Source organism: Roseateles depolymerans (assembly GCF_003387155.1).
Classification (GTDB): Bacteria; Pseudomonadota; Gammaproteobacteria; order Burkholderiales; family Burkholderiaceae_C; genus Roseateles; species Roseateles depolymerans.
Genome location: NZ_QUMT01000001.1, coordinates 1,110,555 through 1,132,392 on the forward strand (window position 1 = coordinate 1,110,555; position 21,838 = coordinate 1,132,392).

Consider the following 21,838-nt stretch of genomic DNA (forward strand, 5'->3'; position numbering starts at 1 on the left):
AGCGACAGGAGCGGGGCGCCTGCACCAGGCGCGGGGAGCCATTGCCCACCCGCCGGCGCTTAAACAGCGAGCAGCCCCCCGCCGCGCCCCTCCATCAGCGGCGCGAACGCCCCGACTTGCCCCCCAGCAAGCTCCCCAGCACGCCCCGCACCAGCTCCCGCCCCACCGACGACCCGATGGATCGCAGCGCGGACTTGGCCGCCGCCTCCGCCAACCCCTCCCGCCGACCGCCGCGCGGCCCGGTGCTGCCGAACAGCACATCCTTGAGGCCGTCCAGCATGCCGCCCTCGCCGCCGTCCTTGCCGCCGGCCGCGCCACCGCCCGTGGACGCCGGCGGCGCCTGCCGGGCGTCTCCCGGCTGGAACACCTCGCCGGCCTCGTCCGCCATGGTGCGCTTGCCGGTGGGCAGGCCGCTGGACGCGTCCCGCGGCGCGGTGACTGCCGCGTCCCGCTCCGCCGACTGGGCGCTCGCCGCGGCCCGGCCGGTCAGCTTCTCATAGGCAGACTCCCGGTCCACCTGCTGTTCATAGACGCCCGCCACCAGGGACTGTTCCATCAGTGTCTTGCGCTGCGCCGCCGTGATCGGGCCGATCTGGCTGCCGGGCGGCAGCACGAACACCCGCTCGGTGATGCAGGGGCGGCCCTTGTCGTCCAGCAGGCTCACCAGCGCCTCGCCCACCCCCAGCTCGGTGATGGCCATGGCGATGTCCAGGCCGGGCTTGGGGCGCATCGTCTCGGCGGCGGCCTTCACCGCCTTCTGATCGCGCGGCGTGAAGGCCCGCAGGGCATGCTGCACCCGGTTGCCCAGTTGGCCCAGCACCGCATCCGGAATGTCCAGCGGGTTCTGGGTCACGAAATACACCCCCACGCCCTTGGACCGCACCAGCCGCACCACCAGTTCGATCCGCTCGACCAGCGCCGGCGGGGCGTCCTTGAACAGCAGGTGGGCCTCGTCAAAGAAGAACACCAGCTTGGGCTGGTCCAGGTCGCCCACCTCCGGCAGGGTTTCGAACAGCTCCGACAGCATCCACAGCAGGAAGGTGGCGTACAGGCGCGGCGCAGCCATCAGCTTGTCCGCCGCCAGGATGTTGATGACGCCCTGGCCGTCCACCGTCTGCATGAAGTCGGCGATGTTGAGCATCGGCTCGCCGAAGAAGCGGTCGCCGCCCTGGGCTTCGATCTGCAGCAGGCCGCGCTGGATGGCGCCGACGCTGGCGGCCGACACATTGCCGTATTGCGTGGTGAACTCGCTGGCGTTTTCTCCCACATGCTGCAGCATCGCCCGCAGGTCCTTCAGGTCCAGCAGCGCCAGGCCATGGTCGTCGGCAATCTTGAACACCATCTGCAGCACGCCGGCCTGGGTCTCGTTCAGGCCCAGCATGCGCGACAGCAGCAGCGGCCCCATGTCCGAGACGGTGGCCCGCACCGGGTGGCCCTGTTCCCCGAACACATCCCACAGCGTGGTGGGGCAGGCGGCGGCCGGTGGCGGCTCGATGCCGCGCTCTTGCAGCACCGCCAGCAGCTTGGCCGATGGCCGCCCCGGCTGCGAAATGCCGGTCAGGTCGCCCTTGACGTCCGCCATGAAGACCGGCACCCCGATCTGGGACAGGGCTTCGGCCAGCTTTTGCAGGCTGATCGTCTTGCCGGTGCCGGTGGCCCCGGTGATCAGGCCATGGCGGTTGGCCAGCGCGGGCAGCAGCAGGCATTCGATCTCGCCGTGGCGGGCCAGCAGGATGGGGTCAGCCATGAAAGGTCTCCAAAAACATCCACTGCCAACGTCACCCGCCGGGGAGGGGGGATCCGAAAGCTAAAATCGCAGTCTAACGAAGCATCAACAGCGTCGGCCCGACGGTTTTCCCGGGCTGGCGACACAGGAGAACCAGTCTCATGGCAGGGCATTCGAAATGGGCCAATATCCAGCACCGCAAGGGCCGTCAGGACGAAAAGCGCGGGAAGGTCTGGACCCGTCTCACGCGTGAAATCATCGTGTCGGCCCGTGCCGGCGGTGGTGATGTGAACATGAACCCGCGCCTGCGCCTGGCCATCGAGAAGGCCAAGGCGGCCAACATGCCGGCCGACAACATCAAGCGCAACGTCGACAAGGCCACCGGCAACCTGGACGGTGTGACCTACGAAGAAATCCGCTATGAGGGCTACGGCATCGGCGGCGCGGCCATCATCGTGGACTGCATGACGGACAACCGCGTCCGCACGGTGGCCGAAGTGCGTCATGCCTTCTCCAAGTACGGCGGCAACCTGGGCACCGAAGGCTCGGTGGCCTTCCAGTTCAAGCATGTCGGCCAGATGATCTTTGCGCCGGGCACCTCCGAAGACAAGGTCATGGAAGTGGGCCTGGAAGCGGGCGCTGAAGACGTGGTGTCCGGCGACGACGGCTCCATCGAGGTGCTGACCGCCCCGGGCGACTTCGAAGCCGTGCGGGCCGCGCTGGAAGCCGCGGGCCTCAAGCCCGAAGTGGCCGAAGTCACCATGCGCGCGGAAAACACCATCGACCTGGCCGGCGACGACGCCGCCCGGATGCAGAAGCTGCTGGACGTGATCGAAGACCTGGACGACGTCCAGGAGGTCTATCACAACGCCAACCTGGATCAATAAGCGCTCCGGCGTAAAGGAATTGCGATGAAGGTCCTGGTTCTGGGGAACGGCGGGCGCGAACATGCGCTCGCCTGGCGGCTGGCGCAGGGGGAGCGCGTCAGCCAGGTGTTCGTGGCGCCTGGCAATGGCGGCACCGCGCGGGATTCCCGCCTGAAGAATGTCCCGATCACCGACATCAAGGCCCTGGCGGACTTCGCCCAGGAACAGAAGATCGCGCTGACGGTCGTGGGCCCGGAAGCCTTCCTGGCGGCTGGCGTGGTGGATGAATTCCGCGCCCGCGGCCTGCGCATCTTCGGCCCGACGCGGGCGGCTGCGCAGCTGGAATCTTCCAAGGCCTTCGCCAAGGACTTCATGAAGCGGCATGGCATTCCCACCGCCGCCTATGACACCTTCTCCGACCCGGCCCACGCGCATGCCTATGTCGAGGCCCAGGGGGCGCCCATCGTCATCAAGGCCGATGGCCTGGCGGCGGGCAAGGGCGTGGTTGTGGCCATGACGCTGGACGAGGCCCATCAGGCCATCGACTGGATCCTGGCAGACAACAAGCTCGGCGTGGTGCACAACGAGGGCGGCGCCCGCGTGGTCATCGAGCAGTTCCTGGAAGGCGAAGAAGCCAGCTTCATCGTGCTGTGCGATGGCAAGAACGTGCTGCCGCTGGCCACCAGCCAGGACCATAAGCGCCTGCTGGACGGCGACCAGGGGCCCAACACCGGGGGCATGGGCGCCTATTCACCGGCGCCGGTGGTCACGCCCAATGTGCATGCCAAGGTCATGCACGAGATCATCACGCCCACCATCCAGGGCATGGCCCGGGACGGCATGCCGTTCACCGGCTTCCTTTATGCCGGCCTGATGATCGACGCACAGGGCCAGCCGCGCACGGTGGAATTCAACACCCGCATGGGCGACCCTGAGACGCAGCCGATCATGATGCGCCTCAAGAGCGACCTCTTCGAGGCGCTGATGCACGCCACCGACGGCACGCTGGACCAGGTCGAGCTGCAGTGGGACCGTCGCGCCGCGCTGGGCGTGGTGATGGCCGCTGGCGGCTACCCGCTGTCGCCGCGCAAGGGTGACGTCATCTCCGGCCTGCCGGACGATGCCGAGGACGCCATGGTGTTCCACGCCGGCACCGCCCAGCAGCCGGACGGCACGCTGGTGACCAGCGGCGGCCGCGTGCTGTGCGTGACGGCGCTGGGCGAGGCGGTGCGCCATGCCCAGCAGAGGGCTTATCAGGCGCTGACGTCCATCCAGTTCGAGGGCAAGCAGTACCGGCAGGACATCGGGCACCGGGCGGTCAAGCGCTGAGGGGATTCGTGCCGCATTCCAGGTTTTGAAGCTGGATTTGTTCAATGCCCGTTGCCTTGGCGGGGCGGGTCTTTGAACATATCGGTCTGTTGAAACTCTGAGCGACATCTTGACCCCCGAGCGTTTCCAGGACGCCCCGTCAGCGTCTGTGACCGGCTCTGCCCCAGCATCTGCAGGTGTATCTGCAGGTATATCTGCGGGTGCATCGGCCGCAGCCCCCGCTGCTGCGTCCGCCCTTCCTCGCCGCTGGACCGGCCCCATGACCCCACTGCCCCCCGGCAGCCGTCTGGCCACCTGGGTGCTGGGCCTCTTCGGCTGGAAGATCCAGGGCCGTTCATTGCCGGCGCGGCAGGGCGTGGTGATGGTCTACCCGCATACCTCCAACTGGGACTTCCCCATCGGGCTGCTGTCCAAATGGAGCATGGGTTTCCAGCTGAAGTTCTGGGCCAAGGACAGCCTGTTCAAGCTGCCCCTGTTTGGTCACTGGATGAAGGCGGTGGGCGGCGTCCCGGTCAATCGCCGGGCCGCCAACGGGCTGGTCGGCGACACGGTCGCCCAGATGCAAAAGGCCCGCGAGCGCGGTGAGCAGTTCTGGCTGATCGTGGCGCCCGAGGGCACCCGTTCCTACACCGACAGCTGGAAATCCGGCGCCTACTGGGTGGCCGTGCAGGCCCAAGTACCGGTGGCGGTCACCGCCTTCGACTACGCCACCCGCACGGTGGTCTTCACCGAATTCGTCGAGCTCAGCGGCGACCCGGACCGGGATTTCGCTCTCTTCGCCCAGGTGCTGCAGGGCCGCCAGGGCAAGCATCCGGACCAGGCCAGCCCCATCCGTCTGCGCCGCTAGAACGGGCTTCTCGCAACACCTTCGAGCGCCACTCGCAACGTCACCCCATTTAGGACCGACAATCGCCAACCTTGGCCGGCGGGACCGGAGCGGGCGGAGCGTCCTGAAGAAAGGTGAATCGATGAACACTCAGTTGGTGCGCGACTACCTGCTGGGCCTGCAGCAGCGCATCGTCTCCTCCATGGAGGAGCTGGACGGACAGTCCTTTATTGAAGATGTCTGGCAGCGGGAGCCCGGCGGCCGCCTGGAAGGTGACGGGCGCGTGCGTTTGATCGAGAATGGCGGGCTTTTCGAGCGCGGCGGGGTGAATTTCTCGCATGTGCTGGGGCGGGTGCTGCCGCCGTCGGCCACGGCGCACCGGCCGGAGCTGGCAGGCGCACCGTTTGAGGCCATGGGCGTGTCGCTGGTGCTGCACCCGCACAACCCGTATGTCCCCACCGTCCACATGAATGTGCGGATGTTCGCGGCCCTGCCGGCCGAGGCGCCGCCGGTGGTGTGGTTTGGGGGCGGCATGGATCTCACGCCGTATTACGGCTTCGAGCGTGATGCCCAGCACTTCCACCGCACCTGCCGGGCGGCGCTGGAGCCTCACGGCCCCGAGCTGTATCCGCGCTTCAAGACGTGGTGCGACGAGTATTTCTATCTGAAGCACCGCAATGAGCCGCGGGGCATCGGCGGCGTTTTCTTCGACGACTATGCGGAAGGCGGCTTTGATGCGGCCTTCGGCATGATGCAGTCGGTGGGGGATGCCTTTGTGCCGGCCTACCGGCCGATCGTCGAGCGTCGCCACGGGGCGGCGTACGGCGAGCGGGAGCGGGACTTCCAGGCCTATCGCCGTGGGCGCTATGTGGAGTTCAACCTGGTCTTTGACCGCGGCACGCTGTTTGGGCTGCAGTCGGGGGGACGGACGGAATCCATCCTGATGTCCATGCCGCCGATGGCCCAGTGGCGGTATGACTGGCATCCGGAACCCGGCAGTCCGGAGGCGCGGCTCTACAGCGACTTCCTGCGTCCGCGTGACTGGGCGGACGAGGAAGCGACGCATCTGTGGTTCTGACCGGGACGGATGCGCCGACCGGGCCGCTGCCAGGCGGCGCGGTCGAGCGGGAGAAGGGGCCGCAGCCCGGGCGGCAGGTGGGCTGGTTTGGTGGGTCGTTCGACCCGGTCCATCTGGCCCATCGGACGCTCGCCCAGGCGGCACTCGACCAGCTTGCACTGGACGAAGTGCGATGGGTGGTGGCCGGGCAGCCCTGGCAGAAGGCCGGCCGCGAATTGGCCGCACCGGAGCATCGGGCGGCCATGGTCCGGCTGATGATCGAGGATCAACCCCGGTTCGTGCTGGACGACAGCGAGCTGCGGCGTACCGGCCCCAGCTACACGCTGGAGTCGGTGTCGGCGTGGCAGGCGCAGCATCCGGCGGATCAGCTCTGGCTGATCCTCGGACAGGATCAATTGGCAGGTCTGCCCACCTGGCGAGGGTGGGACGACCTGATCGGACGTGTGGGACTGGCCGTGGCCGCCCGCGGGTCCGACGAGGTCAAGGCGCCGGCGGCGCTGCTGGACCGGCCCCATCGGCTGGTCCGGCTGCAGATGCCGGCGCTTGAATGGTCATCCACCGAAGTGCGCCGACGCGCGGCTTCGGGCGGGGACGTGAGGCCCGTGGTGGGCGAAAAGGTTGCAGGTTATATTGACCTGCACCGTCTCTACAGTGAGCACTGAATGGACATCAAGAAACTGCAACGTGCCATCGTCGATGGTCTGGAAGATGTGAAGGCCCAGGACATCCTGGTGTTCGACACCGAACGGCTGTCGCCCTTGTTCGAGCGCGTGATCATCGCCTCGGGCACGAGCAACCGTCAGACCAAGGCCCTGGCGTCCAGCGTGCGGGAGACGGTGAAGAAGCGCGGCATGCAGGTCATGCGGACCGAGGGCGAGGACAACGGCGAATGGATCATCGTGGACTGCGGCGCTGCCGTGGTGCATGTGATGCAGCCGGCCATCCGCCAGTACTACCACCTGGAAGAAATCTGGGGCGGCAAACCGGTCAAGCTGAAGCTGGGTGACAGCGGCACGCGCCTGGTCAAGGCCTCCGAGCCGATGGATGAAGAGGACGAGGACGGCGTGGCGGTGAAGAAGCCGGCCGGCAAGTCCAAGGCCAAGGCTGCGGCACCGGCCAAGAAGGCGCCGAGCCGCACGGCGGGCACCAAGTCGGCGGCTGCAAAGGCGGACGGCAAAGCGTCGGCGGGCAAGTCCACCGGCAAGGCGGCTGCCAAGTCCGCGGCCAAGCCGGCGGGCAAGGTCGCTGCCAAGACTCCCTCCAAGACTGCCTCCAAGGTGACGGCCAAGACCGGCACCAAGGCCGCCGGCACCGCAGCGTCGAAGACCGCCGCCGCCAAGCCCGCTGCTCGCAAGACGGCTGGACGCTCGGCACCGAAGGAAGTGATCGCCCAGACCATCAAGGTCGGTGCGAAGAAGCCTGCGGCAAAGAAGGCCGTGGCGGCCAAGCCTGCTGCCAAATCAGCGGCCAAGCCCGCAACCAAGCCCGCAACCAAGGCGGCCGCCAAGCCCGCAGCGAAGAAGCCCGCCGCCCGCAAGACCACGGTGACCACGGGCACCAAGTCCAAGCCGAAGACCAAGGCTTGAGTCCGTGCGGCTGGTGTTGTGTGCGGTCGGCCAGAAGATGCCGGCCTGGGCGGATGAAGCGTACGAGGACTTTGCCAAGCGCTTCCCGCCCGAGATGCGTCTGGCGCTCAAGGCCGTCAAGGCCGAGCCCCGGACCACAGGCAAGAGCACCGAGCAGCTGATGGCTGCCGAAGCCCAGCGTCTTGAAGCGGCGTGCCCGAAAGGTGCGCGCCGCGTCATCCTGGACGAGCGGGGCGATCGGGTCACGTCAAAGCAACTGGCGCAGCGCCTGGAGACGTGGCGCGGCGACGGTCGCGACGTCGCCATCTTCATCGGCGGCCCGGACGGCCTGGACCCGGCGCTCAAGGCCACTGCCGACGAGATGCTGCGCCTGTCCGACCTCACGCTGCCCCATGCCTTCGTGCGGGTGCTGCTGGCCGAGGGCCTGTACCGGGCCTGGTCGGTCATGGAAGGCCATCCCTACCACCGTGAATGACGCCACCGTTGGCGGTCCGCTGATGCCTCTTCTCTACCTTGCCTCCCAAAGCCCTCGGCGCCGCCAGCTGCTGGATCAGATCGGCGTGGCGCATGAGCTGCTGCTGCCGGGTGACGACGAGGACGCCGAAGCGCTGGAAGCGGTGCGGGCGGGTGAATCGCCGGATGACTACGTGCAGCGGGTGACGCTGGCCAAGCTGCAGGCGGCGCTGGAGCGTCGCGCACGCCGCCAGTGGCCCGCCGGTGCGGTGCTGTGCGCCGACACCACCGTGGCGCTGGACGGGGACATCCTGGGCAAACCGCAGGATGCCGACGACGCCCTGGCCATGCTGCGCCGCCTCAGCGGCCGCGAGCACCGGGTGCTGACGGCAGTGGCGCTGGGCACGCCGGACGGTCGCACCTCGGCCGCGCTGAGCGTCTCCACCGTGCGCTTCGAGCAGGTCCCGCTGGACCGGCTGCAAGCGTATGTGGCCTCTGGCGAGCCGATGGGCAAGGCCGGCAGCTATGCGATACAAAGTCAGGCGGCGGCATGGATCAGCCACATCAGTGGCAGTTATTCGGGCATCATGGGGCTGCCGCTGCATGAAACCGCCCGATTGTTGAATGGGGCCGGCTGGGCGCTGTAGCGGTGTAGCGGTACCAGGCGTACCAGCGGTATCACCGGTATCACCGGTATCACCGGTATTGCGGGTCGATCGTTGCCACGAGCATTGCCGTCAGCTCCGAAGCTGACGGGAGCGCTGGAGCACAACAATATGGAAGATATCCTGATCAACTGGTCCCCGCAGGAGACGCGGGTGGCGGTGGTCGAAAACGGGGCGGTGCAGGAGCTGCACATCGAGCGAACGCTCGAGCGAGGCCTGGTGGGCAATGTGTACCTGGGCAAGGTGGCCCGGGTGCTGCCGGGCATGCAGTCCGCCTTCATCGACATCGGGCTGGAGCGGGCCGCCTTCCTGCATGTGGCCGACCTGCATCTGAACGGCGCCACGCCGCGTCATCATCATGGGGACGGATCGCATCCGGTGCCCATCGAGCGGCAGGTGTATGAAGGCCAGGCCTTGACGGTGCAGGTCATCAAGGACCCGATCGGCACCAAGGGGGCGCGGCTGTCCACGCAGATCTCGATCGCGGGCCGCTTGCTGGTGCATCTGCCGCAGGACAACCACATCGGCATTTCGCAGAAGATCGGTTCTCCGGAAGCGCGCGATGCGCTGCGCAGCCGCATGCAGACCCTGGCGTCAGTGGGCGTGCAGGACGGCAACACGGGCGGCTTCATTTTGCGCACCAATGCCGAGGAAGCCAGCGACGAGGAACTCGCGGCCGACATCGCCTACTTGCGCAAGACCTGGGGCTCGATCCGGGAAAAGAGCCTGCGCGAGCCGCCGGGCACCTTGCTGTTCCAGGACCTGAGCCTGGTGGAGCGGGTGCTGCGGGACCTGGCCAGCGAGCGGACCCAGTCGATCCGCATCGACTCCAAGCTGCAATACGACGTGCTGCGCGGCTTTGGCGAGACCTACATGCCGGCGGCCACGGCCAAGCTGGACCTGTACCGGGGCGAGCGGCCGATCTTTGATCTGCACAACATCGATGCCGAGGTGGCGCGGGCGCTGGCGCGGCGGGTGGACTTGAAGTCGGGCGGTTACCTGATCATCGACCAGACCGAGGCGATGACCACGATCGATGTGAACACCGGCGGATTCGTGGGTGCGCGCAATTTCGACGACACGATTTTCAAGACCAATCTGGAAGCTGCCGGGGCGATTGCGCGGCAGCTGCGGCTGCGCAACCTGGGCGGCATCATCATTGTTGACTTCATCGACATGACGCGGGAAGAGCACAAAACCGCCGTGCTGCATGAGTTCCGCAAGCAGCTCAGTCGCGACCGCACCAAGGTGACGGTGGGCGGCTTCACGCAACTCGGGCTGGTGGAACTGACGCGCAAGCGCACGCGGGAGAGTCTGTCCCGCATGCTGTGCGAGCCGTGCCCGACTTGCGAGGCGCGGGGCCAGGTCAAGACAGCCCGCAGCATCTGCTACGAGATCATGCGGGAGATCCTGCGTGAGTCGCGGCAGTTCAATCCGAAGGAATTCCGGGTCGTGGCGGCGGCCAATGTGGTGGAGATGCTGCTGGATGAGGAAAGCCAGCATCTGGCCGGGCTGTCGGACTTCATCGGCAAGCCGATTTCCTTGACGGCCGAGCCGACGAATCAGACGGAGCATTACGACATCGTGCTGATGTGAGTCGTGGGGAAAATCGATGCAAAAAAGGCGACATTTGTCGCCTTTTTTGCATCAGGGCGCGCGGCCAAACGTCAGCGCCGCAGCGGAGCCACCTCCACAGCGGGGGGCTGGGGCACATCTTCCCAAAGGTCGCTGCCCGCCTGCCCCACGGCCCAGCGGACTTCAGGCAGCGCCAGCAAGGCGCTGAGCAGCTGTTGCAGGGCTTCGGCGCGGACCTTGGGCATGGCGGCCGAGACCAGCAGGCCATTCCAGTCCGTGCGAGGGAAGTCGTCCGGGCGGCTGAGCAGCGGCGGGAGGATGCCCGCGTTGAAGCCTGCGGTGAGCTCATCGTTACGCGCCAGTGCAGTCAGGATGCGAGGGTTGGGCGGGATCCCGTTGAGCGGGGATGGCTGCCGCCGCATCGGACCGGGCAGCAAATCCGCCGGAAAGACGGACATGAAGGGCTGTTGTCCCACGGGCGCCAGCATGCGGAACCGGGCCAACGCAATCGGCGGCGTCGCTTCCGGACGCTGGCGCTGAGTTCGGGGCATCACCGGACCTGCGTCGAGCATGCGGGCGCTGGTCAGCAGGACCAAGCGGCCGTCGGTTCCACGCTCCGCCACCCAGCGGGCCGCCGTGCGGCCTTGGTCTTCAGGGAGATTGAGCACCGTCACCGATTCACCGGTGCGTGCAGACCAGGCGCGGGCCAAGGTGCGTGCCACATGGTCGGGTCCGCTGCCGGCCACAAAGGGAGTCACCAGCACGATGGAGTCTGTGGCCGCTTCTGGGAAGGCTTCACCTCGCCCAACTCGACCACCTCCGCCACCTGCGACGCTTACGGCACCTGCGGAGCCTCCGTTACCTGCGACGCCTCCGGCACCTCCGGCACCTCCGCCGCCTCCGCCGCCTGCACCCACTTCGGCAACTGCCGCCCCACCCACCATTCCCAACGAAGCGACCATCAGCATGGCCCACCCTCTCATCCCCCCAGCCGAGGTGGAACGGCGGTGGCAAGCGGGCAGGGCGTTTGCCCTGCGATCGGGGCTTTGGACCAGGGACTGTCGGACCTGGCCTCCCGGCCAATCGCTGCATGCGTCCCCTGGCTGTGCGGACAGCGGTGCCTGCGGAGCGGCCGGTGTGGTCCTGCTGGGCCCCTGAGCCGTTGAACTTGCGGCGAGGTGCGCCTCACCGGTGGGACGCCACAGCGCCTGCTGGGTCCCGGCTGCGCCGGTCAGAGCGCCGCGGGGTCGGGTGTGAAGCAGGGGCGGCAGCCACTGAAGCAGGTTCAGGAGCAGGTGCAGCGGTCGCAAGGCCAGGTTCAACATGATGGGCACAACAAAGGAGACAGGCGGATGACGCAGCGTCAGAAACGGTTGCAGAGATTCTGGGCAGCACCCCATGGGGCGAGCCATGACTCTCTTGGGCAGATGCCAGTGTTGCCACCCATCAGGGTTTGCAGGGACTGCCAAGAACTGACCAGCGCCCCCGCCCATCCTTGAGATTCCACCGGGACAATTCGTAGCCTCTTGCGAAGCCCGCCGCCCAACGGGCGCGTGCGGCTCGTGCACAATTCGGACTCCATTCATCGCGCAAGCCATGATCAACAAGACCACTGCCAAGCCTTCGATGACATTGACGCGCCGCGCCCTGCTGGGCAGCGCCGCCGCCGGGCTCGCTGCCCCTGCCTGGTCACCCGCCTGGGCCCAGTTCCGCGTGGAGATTGCCGGTGTCGGCGCCACACGGCTGCCGATCGCGATCAACGATTTCAAGGACGAAGCCGCCACCGGCCAGACGCTCGGCGCCATCATCCGCGCCGACCTGGAACGCAGCGGTCAGTTCAGCATGGTGCCGGGCCAGCCCGGCATGACGGAAACCAGCGTGCCCCAGTACAGCGACTGGCGGTCCCGCGCCGCTGACGCCCTGGTGGCCGGTTCCGCGACCCGTCTGGCCGACGGCCGTTTCGACGTGCGCTACCGCCTGTGGGACGTGGTCAAGGGCCAGGACCTGGCCAGCGAAAGCCTGCCCGTGGTCGCCGCCGACCTGCGCCTGGCCGCCCACAAGATTGCCGATGCGATCTACCAAAAGCTCACCGGCGACCGCGGCGTCTTCGCCACCCGCCTCGTCTATGTGAACAAGGCCGGCCCGCGCTACACCCTGCGAGTGGCCGATGCGGACGGTGAGGGCGAGCAGACCGTGCTGGCCAGCCCGGAGCCGATCATCTCCCCGGCCTGGTCGCCCGACGGCAGCGAACTGGCGTATGTCTCGTTCGAGACCCGCAAGGCAGTGGTCTGGATCCAGGACCTGCGCACCGGCCGCCGCCGCAAGATCGCGGACTTCCGCGGCAGCAACAGTGCCCCCGCCTTCTCGCCGAACGGCCAGCAACTGGCGCTGACGCTGTCACGCGACGGGGGCTCCCAGCTGTACCTGATCGGACGCAACGGGGAGGGCGTGCGACGCCTGACGCAAAGCCCGTCCATCGACACCGAACCGGTGTTCTCCCCGGATGGCGCTCAGATCTATTTCGTCAGTGACCGTGGCGGCGCCCCGCAGATCTACCGCATGCCAGCGGCCGGCGGCAGCGCCGAGCGCGTCACCTTCAACGGCAACTACAACATCAGCCCCGCCATCAGCCCCGATGGCCGCACGCTGACCTTCATCACCCGGGTGGGCGGCGGCAGCTTCAAGCTGTGCGTCATGGACCTGGCCAGCGGCCAGGTGCAGCAGATCACCGACACGACCGACGACGAAAGCCCGAGCTTTGCGCCCAATGGCAAGCTGATCGTCTACGCCACCCGCGCCGGTGGCCGGGACGTGCTGATGACCACCACGCTCGACGGCAAGGTCAAGGCCAAGCTGGCGACGCCGACGGTGGCCGATATCCGCGAACCCGCCTGGGGGCCTTTCGGCAACTAATCGGAAACCCAGAATCCGGTCGCTGCATCCCGCTCGCTCAACGTCATCCGCTTACCGTCCATGTCAGGCATACCGTTTGCCCAAGTCCCCTTCGCGCCGGTTCACAAATGTGCGAGTCGCGAATCTGACACCAGCGGGAAGGGTGCTGGTGACACCTGCGGGGCTTACAGCGTGACCGACGATTGCTTCACAATTCGTGTTTTTCCGGCTGTTGCCGGTATTTCCGGCGTCCTGCCGACACTCGCCTGCCCTTGATCCATAGGAGCGCTTACTCATGAAAATCGAAAAACTGATGCTGGGCCTGGTGGCCGCCGCCGCCCTGGCCGCCTGCAGCTCGACCAAGCTGGACGAAAAGCCGCCGGTCGAAACCGCCCAGCCGGTCACCCAACAGCAGACCCCGCCGCAGACGCCTGCAACGCCGGAGCGTCAAGTGACCACGGTGGACCTGGGCGCCCAGCTGGACGCTGCAGTCGCCAACCAGCGCACCGTGTATTTCGACTTCGACAGCTATGTCGTCAAGGACGAGTACCGCAACCTGATCGAAACCCACGCCAAGCGCCTGAACAACAAGAAGTCGCTGACGCTGAGCCTGGAAGGCCACACCGACGAGCGCGGCGGCCGCGAGTACAACCTGGCCCTGGGTCAGAAGCGTGCCGAAGCCGTGGCCAAGTCGCTGACGCTGCTGGGCGTGGCCTCGAGCCAGGTGGAACCGGTGAGCTTCGGCAAGGAGCGTCCGGCGGATAATGGCCACACCGAAGAGGCTTGGGCCAAGAACCGTCGCGTCGAACTGCGCGACAAGTAAGCTAAGCGAGAGATGAGCATGCTGCGTTTTCCCCGTTTCTCCCCGTTGATGCTGGGCGTTGTCCTGGCCTGGACCGTCAGCGGTCCGGCGCAGGCCGCGCTGTTTGAGGATGACGAGGCCCGCAAGGCCATCCTGGACCTCCGCGCCAAGCAGACGCAGAACGAGGACGCGCAGCGTGCCCGCCTTGAGCAGCTCCAGAACCAGCTGGCCACCGCGCAGCGGGGCCTGCTGGATCTCTCCAGCCAGATCGATGGCCTGCGCGCCGAGATCGCCAAGCTGAGAGGCCAGAATGAACAGCTGGCGCGTGACCTGTCCGAGACCCAGCGCAAGGTGTCCGACCAGTCCGCGACCATCGACAACCGCCTGCGTCCGCTGGAACCTCAGAAGGTTTCCATGGACGGCAAGGAATTCCAGGCGGACCCGGAAGAAAAGCGGCAGTTCGACGCCGCCATGGGCCTGGTCCGCAACGGCGACTTCAATGAAGCCGTGTCGGCGTATTCGTCCTTCCTGCAGCGGTATCCCGCCAGCGGCTATACCGACACCGTGCGCTTCTGGCTGGGCAATGCCCAGTATGGCAAGCGCGACTACAAGGGCGCCATTGCCACCTTCAAGTCCTTCGTGGCGGCCAATCCGGACCACCCGCGCGCTGCGGAAAGCCTGTTGGCCATCGCCAACTGCCAGATCGAGCTCAAGGACACCAAGAGCGCCCGCAAGACGCTGGATGATCTGACCAAGGCCTATCCCAACAGTGAAGCTGCCCGTGCCGCGAAGGAGCGGATGGCGTCGCTACGCTGAACCGGGCCGGAGCGCCTCCGGCCTTGATCCAGGCCCCGTCGGACGATCCGCGGGGCTTTGTTGTTTCTGAGACGATGACCGGCATGACCGCGACGCCCTCTACCTCCCTGGTTCCCGCTGCCGACGCCGCCTTGGCGGCCGCGCCCGCGACCATTCCAGCGACCGCGCCCGCGACCGCGCACGGCGCAGACCTGGACGCCGACAGCGAGCGTCGTTTCGGCGGACTCCAGCGCCTGCATGGTGAGCGCGACTACCGGCACCTGCGGGCGGCCCGCTTCGCCGTGGTGGGCCTGGGCGGGGTGGGGTCCTGGGTGGTCGAGGCGTTGGCTCGCATGGGTGTGGCGCGCCTGGTGCTCATCGACCTGGACCATGTCGCCGAGTCCAACATCAACCGGCAGGTGCAGGCGCTGGGCAGCACGCTGGGCATGGCCAAGGCCGAGGCCCTGCGTCAGCGCGTGGCCGACATCCATCCGGGCTGCGAAGTCATCACCATCGAGGAGTTCGTGGATGACGAGAACTGGCCCCTGTTGCTGGGCGATGTCGCCATCGATGGCATCGTGGATGCCTGTGACCAAGTCCGTGCCAAAGCGCAGATCGCCGCGTGGGCGCGGCGACTGAAGCTGGCGCATCTGTGTGTCGGCGCGGCGGGCGGCAAGCATCGTCCGCAGGATGTCGAAGTGCTGGACTTGTCCGAGACGACGCACGACCCGCTGCTGGCCAGTCTGCGTCAGCGCCTGCGCAAGCAGCACGACCTGCCTCGGCAGGGCAGCATGGGGGTGCGCTGTGTGTTCTCGCGCGAGCCGGTGCGGCGGCCGGACGAGTCCTGCGAGGTGGATGGCAGCCTCAACTGCCATGGCTACGGCTCCAGCGTGGCGGTCACGGCAGGCTTCGGCATGGTCGCGGCCGCGGACCTTGTGGCCCAGTATTTGAAGGCACTTGCGCGGCGCGAAAAAAGCGCTCTATAATCTGCGGCTCTGCTGAGGGGCAAACACCTCGAAGAGTAAGAACTAAGTGCTGAAAAGCACACGCGGGTCGTTAGCTCAGTCGGTAGAGCAGCGGACTTTTAATCCGTTGGTCGCAGGTTCGAATCCTGCACGACCCACCATGTTCTTGAAACCTCGCGGGAATGTTGACGCAAGTGATTGCGTGAATGTGAGCGCTAGTGTTTGCGTAGGTGTTTCGTAGTTTGGCCCAGTCTTGTCTTCGAGTACTGAGCAAATTCTGCGGAATATTTACGAAAGATGACGTCGACAAGTCATAATATGATTCATAATATGACTTGCAGTGGATCCGGGGGCTCTTAGCTCAGTTGGTAGAGCAGCGGACTCTTAATCCGTTGGTCGAAGGTTCGAATCCTTCAGGGCCCACCACTACAGACGTTTAGAGTTTTGCCGGTAGCCGGTAAAACCGCACCACCGAATATCGGGCTCTTAGCTCAGTTGGTAGAGCAGCGGACTCTTAATCCGTTGGTCGAAGGTTCGAATCCTTCAGGGCCCACCAACTCTTTCCATGCGCATCCATCCATGCCGCATCGAATCCCCCGAAAGGGCACAGCTTGCTGTGCCCTTTTTTGCTTTGGGGCCGGCAATCTTCCCTTCAGCCTTTCCCCCGGCCTTCTTGAGGCCAAGTCCCCTCGGATAGACTGACGGCCTACATTGAGGTTCACATGTCCCAGATTCAAGAAGCCACCCTGCTGGCAGCCCTTCAACAGGTGATTGATCCCAATACCGGTCGGGATTTCGTCTCGACACGGCAGCTCAAGAACCTGCGGGTCCAAGGCGACTCGGTCAGCTTTGACGTGGAACTGGGCTATCCCGCAGCCAGCCAGATCGACAGCCTTCGCGGCCTGCTGGTGGCAGCAGCGCGCACCGTCCCCGGCGTTGGCAATGTGAGCGTCAGCCTCACCAGCAAGATCATCGCCCATGCGGTGCAGCGCGGCGTGCAGCTACTGCCCGGCGTGAAGAACATCGTGGCCGTGGCCTCGGGCAAGGGCGGCGTGGGCAAGAGCACCACCGCGGCCAACCTCGCCCTGGCGCTGGCCGCTGAAGGCGCCAACGTCGGCCTGCTGGATGCCGACATCTACGGCCCAAGCCTGCCGCTGATGCTGGGCATCCAGGGGCGTCCTGAAAGCACCGATGGCCAGACGATGGAGCCGCTGGTCTCCCACGGTCTGCAGCTGATGTCCATCGGCTTCCTGGTGGAAGAAGACCAGGCCATGGTCTGGCGCGGCCCGATGGCCACCCAGGCGCTGGAGCAACTGCTGCGCCAGACCCGCTGGCGCGACCTGGACTACCTCGTCATCGACATGCCCCCGGGCACGGGCGACATCCAGCTGACCCTGTCGCAGCGCGTGCCGGTGAGCGGCTCCGTCATCGTCACCACCCCGCAGGACATCGCACTGATCGATGCCAAGAAGGGTTTGAAGATGTTCGAGAAGGTGGGCGTGCCCATCCTCGGCATCGTCGAGAACATGGCGGTGCATGTGTGCAGCAACTGCGGCCATGCCGAGCACATCTTCGGCAGCGGCGGCGGAGAGCGCATGGCAGCGCAGTACGGCATGGAGCTGCTGGGCTCCCTGCCGCTGGCCCTGTCCATCCGCGAGCAGGCCGACAGCGGCAAGCCGACCGTCGTGGCCGAGCCCGACGGTGCCCATGCCGCCGCCTACAAGGCGATCGCCCGCAAGGTGGCGGTCAAGCTGGCTGGCCAGGCCAAGGACTACTCCTCCAAGTTCCCGACCATCACGATTTCCAAAACGACCTGATCTTTGGGCCCTTGTCCGGGGTCCAGCAAAAACTCTGCTTGAAACTGCAATTTTTGGGTTTTCAGCAGTGCTGCAAACCCCGTTCATTTGCCAGAGCAGGGGGCTTGGTTTTTGTGCGGTGCAATACCGTGCCAACGTCGTGACCAACCCACAGCGCGCACGCCAGGCGCTCTCCCGAAAGGGGGAGCGCTTTTTTCTTGACACCGTACAACCCCGATGAACACGGGCTTCCCGGGCATCCGGAGATATCTGAGCACCTATTTCGCCGGATGACTGTGCGGGTGGCGTGTGCCACTGCACACTTCCTCGCGCTCTGACATTGGACAAAGCTTTCGCTTTGTGTGGAAATATTGAATGCGGGCCGCGTGCCGGCCGTGATTTTTTCCAAGGTGGCGACGGCGCCACCCGGAGGCATCGACAACATGGACATGAACCGGAGGCACTTCTTCCGGGTGAGCGGGGCGGCCGTCATGGGCTCCAGCCTCGTTGCGCTGGGGTTCTCCCCCACTGCGGCATTGGCGGAGACCCGCCAGTTCAAGCTCTCCCGGGCGACCGAGACACGCAACACCTGCCCGTACTGCTCGGTGGGTTGCGGTCTCATCATGTACTCGCTCGGTGACAAGGCGAAGAACGTCAAGAGCGAGATCGTCCACATTGAAGGGGATCCGGACCATCCGGTGAACCGCGGCACGCTGTGCCCCAAGGGCGCGGGCCTGCTGGACTTCGTCCACAGCCCCAACCGCCTGAAGTATCCGGAGATCCGCGAAGCCGGCAGCAAGGAATGGAAGCGCGTGAGCTGGGACGAGGCGCTGGACCGCGTCGCCAAGCTCATGAAGGCCGACCGGGATGCCAACTTCGTCGCCACCAATGCGCAGGGCCAGACCGTCAACCGCTGGTTGACCACCGGCATGCTGTGTGCGTCGGCGTCATCGAATGAATCGGGCTACATCACCCACAAGGCGATGCGCTCGATGGGGTTGCTCGCGTTCGACAATCAAGCGCGCGTTTGACACGGACCGACGGTGGCCAGTCTGGCCCCGACGTTCGGACGCGGTGCGATGACCAACCATTGGGTGGACATCAAGAACGCAGACCTGATCCTGATCATGGGCGGCAATGCCGCCGAGGCCCATCCCTGCGGTTTCAAGTGGGTGATCGAGGCCAAGCACCACAACAAGGCGAAACTCATCGTCGTGGACCCGCGCTTCACCCGCTCGGCCGCGATGAGCGACTACTACGCGCCGATCCGCGCGGGGTCGGACATCGCCTTCCTGGGGGGCGTGATCAACTATCTCTTGTCCAACGACAAGATCCAGCACGAGTACGTCAAGCACTACACCAACGCCAGCTTCATCGTGGGCGAGGCCTACAAGTTCGAGGACGGTCTGTTCTCGGGCTATGACGCGGCCAAGCGTAGCTACAACAACTCGTCCTGGGCCTATGAAATGGACGAGAAGGGGTTCGCCAAGGTCGACCCGACCCTGCAACACCCCCGCTGCGTGCTGCAGCTGATGAAGCAGCACTATGCGCGCTACACGCCTGAAATGGTCAGCACCATCTCCGGCACGCCGAAGGACAAGTTCCTCAAGATCTGCGAATCCATCGCGGAGACGTCGGCGCCGGGCAAGGTCATGACCATCATGTACGCGCTGGGCTGGACACAGCACAGCCAGGGCTCCCAGATCATCCGCACGGGTGCGCTGGTGCAGCTGCTGCTGGGCAACATCGGCCTGCCCGGTGGCGGCATGAATGCGCTGCGCGGTCACAGCAACATCCAGGGTCTGACCGACTTGGGCCTGCTCTCGACCGCCCTGACCGGCTACATGAGCCTGCCCAAGGAGTCCGAGCAGGACCTGGACACGTACTACAAGACGCGTGCCCTCAAGCCGCTGCGTCCCAACCAGATGAGCTTCTGGCAGAACTATCCCAAGTTCTTCGTCAGCCAGCAAAAAGCCTGGTGGGGCAAGGCCGCGACCAAGGACAACGACTGGGCCTACCACTACCTGCCGAAGTGGGACAAGGGCTACGACATGCTGCAGACCTTCGACCTGATGCATCAGGGGAAGATCAACGGCTACATCTGCCAGGGCTTCAACCCGGTGGCGTCGCTGGCCAACAAGACCAAGGTGGTCGAAAGCCTGTCCAAGCTGAAGTTCCTGGTCATCATCGACCCGCTCGAGACCGAGACCGCCAACTTCTGGAAGAACTACGGCGAGTACCACGACGTCAAGACCGAAGAGATCCAGACGACCGTCTTCCGCTTCCCGAGCACCTGCTTCGCGGAAGAGGACGGCTCGCTGACCAACTCCGGTCGCTGGCTGCAGTGGCACTGGCGCGGCGCCGAGCCTCCGGGCGAAGCCAAGCAGGACGCGGAGATCATCGCCGAGCTGTTCCTGCGCATGCGCTCGCTCTACCAGAAGGACGGTGGCGCTTTCCCGGACCCGATCGTCAACCTGGCCTGGCCCTACAAGATTCCCAACAGCCCCTCGGCCGAGGAGCTGGCGATGGAATTCAACGGCAAGGCGCTGGCCGACGTGCTGGATCCGAAGGACCCGACCAAGGTGCTGGCCAAGGCTGGTGAGCAGCTCGCCGGTTTCGGTCTGCTGCGCGACGACGGCTCCACCTCCAGTGGCTGCTGGATTTATGCCGGCGCCTGGACGCAGGCCGGCAACCAGATGGCCCGCCGGGACAACTCCGACCCGTGGGGCATTGGCCAGACGCTGAACTGGGCCTGGGCCTGGCCGGCGAACCGTCGCGTGCTCTACAACGCGGCCTCGTGTGATCCGAGCGGCAAGCCGTGGAACGGCAAGCGCCGCCTGATCAGCTGGACCGGTGACAAGTGGACTGGCTCGGACGTGCCCGACATCCGTCCGGATGCGAATCCGAACGACCCGGATGCCGTGCGCCCGTTCATCATGACGGCGGAAGGCGTGGCCCGTTTGTTCGCGCCCACCGGCATGGCCGACGGTCCGCTGCCGGAGCACTACGAGCCGTTCGAGACGCCGCTGGAAGTCAACCCGCTGCATCCGAACAATCCGAAGGCCAAGAGCAATCCGGCCGCGCGTGTGTTCAAGAGCGACTTCGAACAGTTCGGCAAGCCCGACAAGTTCCCGTATGTCGCCACGAGCTATCGCCTGACCGAGCACTTCCACTACTGGACCAAGCATGCGCGGTCCAATGCGGTGATCCAGCCGCAGCAGTTTGTCGAGATCGGCGAGGAACTCGCCAAGGAGAAGGGCATCGCCAACGGCGACACCGTCAAGGTCAGCTCCAACCGCGGCGCCATCAAGGCGGTCGCGCTGGTGACCAAGCGGGTGGCATCGCTGGACGTGGGCGGCAAGCGGGTGCATACCGTCGGCCTGCCCAATCACTGGGGCTTCGTGGGGCTGGCTCGCCCCGGCTACCTGGTCAATACGCTCACCCCGTTCGTGGGTGATGCGAATTCCCAGACGCCGGAAGTGAAGAGCTTCACCGTCAACATTGAGAAAGCCTGATCATGTCCTCGCTTCAATCGCTCGACATCGCGAAGCGCTCGGCCACGACCACGCCCAGCCCTGACGCCCGCCGCCAGGTCATCGAGGTGGCCAAGCTCATCGACGTGTCCTCCTGCATCGGCTGCAAGGCCTGCCAGGTGGCCTGCATGCAGTGGAACGACCTGCGCGACGAGGTCGGTCACAACGTCGGTGTCTATGACAACCCCGCGGACCTGTCGCCGCAGTCCTGGACGGTGATGCGCTTTTCCGAGGTGGAGGTCCAGCAGGACCGCCTCGAATGGCTGATCCGCAAGGACGGCTGCATGCACTGCGAAGACCCGGGCTGCCTCAAGAGCTGTCCGTCGCCAGGTGCGATCGTCAAATACCAGAACGGCATTGTCGATTTCATCTCGGAGCACTGCGTGGGCTGCGGCAACTGCGTCACCGGCTGCCCGTTCGACGTGCCGCGCATCTCCAAGGCCGACAACAAGGCCTACAAGTGCAGCCTCTGCTCCGACCGGGTGGGGGTGGGCCTGGAGCCGGCCTGCGTGAAGGCCTGCCCGACCGGCGCCATCCACTTCGGTTCCAAGGAAGACATGCATGAGTATGCCGAGGAACGCATCGTCGACCTGAAGGAACGCGGCTACGACAAGGCCGGTGTCTACGACCCGCAAGGCGTCGGCGGCACCCACGTCATGTATGTGCTGCAGCATGCGGACCAGCCCGAGCTCTACCACGGCCTGCCCAAGGACCCGAAGATCAGTCCGCTGGTCTCCTTGTGGAAGGGCGCGGCCAAGCCGCTGGCGGTGGCCGCCATGATCGGCGCTGCCGTGGCCGGTTTCTTCCACTACATGAAGGTGGGACCGATCGAGTCGGGCCATGACAACCCGGATGAGGGCGAAGAGTTCGCGGATGAGCAGGCGCGCAGCCGGGCCCATGCCGACGGCTCGGACACCCGTAGCGACCTCAATGGCCCGCGCGGCTGAGGAA

General features: G+C 65.9%; 18 protein-coding genes and 3 tRNA genes. 19 read left to right on the forward strand and 2 right to left on the reverse strand.

Annotated features, from left to right (window positions below; all coding sequences use genetic code 11):
* Positions 1-94 precede the first annotated feature (94 nt).
* Positions 95-1,747, reverse strand: coding sequence for a helicase HerA-like domain-containing protein (locus DES44_RS04850; protein WP_058935970.1), 1,653 nt, complete (start codon positions 1,745-1,747; stop codon positions 95-97).
* 140 nt (positions 1,748-1,887) lie between these two features.
* Here DES44_RS04850 and DES44_RS04855 point away from each other — a divergent pair, with 140 nt between their 5' ends.
* The 9 genes from DES44_RS04855 (at position 1,888) to rng (ending at position 10,125) form a co-directional block, all read left to right on the forward strand.
* Positions 1,888-2,613 carry a YebC/PmpR family DNA-binding transcriptional regulator gene (locus tag DES44_RS04855; protein WP_058935969.1) on the forward strand — a complete coding sequence of 242 codons (726 nt, stop codon included), beginning with the start codon at positions 1,888-1,890 and terminating at the stop codon, positions 2,611-2,613.
* 24 nt (positions 2,614-2,637) lie between these two features.
* Positions 2,638-3,921 (forward strand): phosphoribosylamine--glycine ligase, encoded by a 1,284-nt coding sequence (gene purD / locus DES44_RS04860; RefSeq protein ID WP_058935968.1) that lies wholly within the window; start codon positions 2,638-2,640, stop codon positions 3,919-3,921.
* 259 nt (positions 3,922-4,180) lie between these two features.
* Positions 4,181-4,768 carry a 1-acyl-sn-glycerol-3-phosphate acyltransferase gene (locus DES44_RS04865; RefSeq protein WP_058935967.1) on the forward strand — a complete coding sequence of 196 codons (588 nt, stop codon included), beginning with the start codon at positions 4,181-4,183 and terminating at the stop codon, positions 4,766-4,768.
* 121 nt (positions 4,769-4,889) lie between these two features.
* Positions 4,890-5,825 (forward strand): oxygen-dependent coproporphyrinogen oxidase, encoded by a 936-nt coding sequence (gene hemF / locus DES44_RS04870; RefSeq protein WP_058935966.1) that lies wholly within the window; start codon positions 4,890-4,892, stop codon positions 5,823-5,825.
* Positions 5,816-6,487, forward strand: coding sequence for a nicotinate (nicotinamide) nucleotide adenylyltransferase (gene nadD, locus DES44_RS04875; RefSeq protein WP_232309810.1), 672 nt, complete (start codon positions 5,816-5,818; stop codon positions 6,485-6,487). The genes hemF and nadD overlap by 10 nt, the downstream gene beginning before the upstream one ends.
* Positions 6,488-7,411 carry a ribosome silencing factor gene (gene rsfS, locus DES44_RS04880; protein ID WP_058935965.1) on the forward strand — a complete coding sequence of 308 codons (924 nt, stop codon included), beginning with the start codon at positions 6,488-6,490 and terminating at the stop codon, positions 7,409-7,411.
* Positions 7,412-7,415: 4 nt separating this feature from the next.
* The gene (gene rlmH / locus DES44_RS04885) at positions 7,416-7,886 is read left to right on the forward strand and encodes a 23S rRNA (pseudouridine(1915)-N(3))-methyltransferase RlmH (protein ID WP_058935964.1); all 471 of its coding nucleotides are present in this window, start codon (positions 7,416-7,418) and stop codon (positions 7,884-7,886) included.
* 19 nt (positions 7,887-7,905) lie between these two features.
* Complete coding sequence (locus DES44_RS04890) at positions 7,906-8,511, forward strand: Maf family protein (protein ID WP_058937514.1); 606 nt, start codon at positions 7,906-7,908, stop codon at positions 8,509-8,511.
* Between the two features lie 129 nt (positions 8,512-8,640).
* Positions 8,641-10,125 (forward strand): ribonuclease G, encoded by a 1,485-nt coding sequence (rng, locus tag DES44_RS04895; protein WP_058935963.1) that lies wholly within the window; start codon positions 8,641-8,643, stop codon positions 10,123-10,125.
* Positions 10,126-10,196: 71 nt separating this feature from the next.
* Here the strand turns inward: rng and DES44_RS04900 are convergent, their stop codons facing one another.
* The gene (locus tag DES44_RS04900; RefSeq protein ID WP_058935962.1) at positions 10,197-10,868 is read right to left on the reverse strand and encodes a type 2 periplasmic-binding domain-containing protein; all 672 of its coding nucleotides are present in this window, start codon (positions 10,866-10,868) and stop codon (positions 10,197-10,199) included.
* An 832-nt stretch (positions 10,869-11,700) separates the two neighbouring features.
* On the opposite strand from DES44_RS04900, the gene tolB reads away from it, so the two are divergent.
* The 10 genes from tolB to fdxH all read left to right on the forward strand — a co-directional run bounded on the left by tolB (position 11,701) and on the right by fdxH (position 21,834).
* Positions 11,701-13,017 carry a Tol-Pal system beta propeller repeat protein TolB gene (tolB, locus tag DES44_RS04910; protein WP_058935961.1) on the forward strand — a complete coding sequence of 439 codons (1,317 nt, stop codon included), beginning with the start codon at positions 11,701-11,703 and terminating at the stop codon, positions 13,015-13,017.
* A 274-nt stretch (positions 13,018-13,291) separates the two neighbouring features.
* Complete coding sequence (gene pal, locus DES44_RS04915; protein WP_058935960.1) at positions 13,292-13,819, forward strand: peptidoglycan-associated lipoprotein Pal; 528 nt, start codon at positions 13,292-13,294, stop codon at positions 13,817-13,819.
* A gap of 18 nt (positions 13,820-13,837) precedes the next feature.
* Positions 13,838-14,614, forward strand: a complete 777-nt coding sequence (gene ybgF, locus DES44_RS04920; protein WP_058935959.1) for a tol-pal system protein YbgF — start codon at positions 13,838-13,840, stop codon at positions 14,612-14,614.
* A gap of 83 nt (positions 14,615-14,697) precedes the next feature.
* Positions 14,698-15,579, forward strand: a complete 882-nt coding sequence (locus DES44_RS04925) for a tRNA threonylcarbamoyladenosine dehydratase (protein WP_083526085.1) — start codon at positions 14,698-14,700, stop codon at positions 15,577-15,579.
* Between the two features lie 64 nt (positions 15,580-15,643).
* Positions 15,644-15,719 (forward strand) — tRNA-Lys (locus tag DES44_RS04930).
* Positions 15,720-15,908: 189 nt separating this feature from the next.
* Positions 15,909-15,984: transfer RNA gene (locus DES44_RS04935), tRNA-Lys, on the forward strand.
* 54 nt (positions 15,985-16,038) lie between these two features.
* Positions 16,039-16,114 (forward strand) — tRNA-Lys (locus tag DES44_RS04940).
* 166 nt (positions 16,115-16,280) lie between these two features.
* The gene (apbC, locus tag DES44_RS04945) at positions 16,281-17,375 is read left to right on the forward strand and encodes an iron-sulfur cluster carrier protein ApbC (RefSeq protein WP_058935958.1); all 1,095 of its coding nucleotides are present in this window, start codon (positions 16,281-16,283) and stop codon (positions 17,373-17,375) included.
* Positions 17,376-17,797: 422 nt separating this feature from the next.
* The gene (gene fdnG, locus DES44_RS04955) at positions 17,798-20,869 is read left to right on the forward strand and encodes a formate dehydrogenase-N subunit alpha (RefSeq protein WP_147307018.1); all 3,072 of its coding nucleotides are present in this window, start codon (positions 17,798-17,800) and stop codon (positions 20,867-20,869) included.
* 2 nt (positions 20,870-20,871) lie between these two features.
* Complete coding sequence (gene fdxH, locus DES44_RS04960) at positions 20,872-21,834, forward strand: formate dehydrogenase subunit beta (RefSeq protein WP_058935956.1); 963 nt, start codon at positions 20,872-20,874, stop codon at positions 21,832-21,834.
* Positions 21,835-21,838: the final 4 nt, after the last annotated feature.